We start from the raw sequence: 216 nt of genomic DNA, 5'->3' as shown, positions 1-216 counted from the left end.
CGCCTTCCGGATCGCGCCTGGGCAAGCGCATGAGCTGCCCCAGGCCATCCCGCTGCTCGATCAACTGCCGGGCGTGCCGAGGTGGGTGGTAGCCGACCGGGGCTACACCAGCCATCACTTCCGCGAGCACATCTGGCGCATGGGTGCACGGCCTGCGATCCCGCCGCAGCGGCATGAGGCTCCTGTCGCCTGTCCGGAGTGGATCTACAACAACCG

Annotated in this window: 1 protein-coding gene; it reads left to right on the top strand. The window is 68.5% G+C overall.

Annotated elements, in window-relative coordinates; translation table 11 throughout:
• Positions 1-216, top strand: a 216-nt coding sequence (locus tag WDW90_RS40480) for a transposase (protein WP_336493152.1), incomplete at both ends; no start/stop codon positions are given.

The organism is Methylobacterium nigriterrae (assembly GCF_037106235.1).
Classification (GTDB): Bacteria; Pseudomonadota; Alphaproteobacteria; order Rhizobiales; family Beijerinckiaceae; genus Methylobacterium; species Methylobacterium nigriterrae.
The sequence above is the reverse complement of the archived record's forward strand: the minus strand, read 5'-3'. Positions and strand labels throughout refer to the sequence as shown.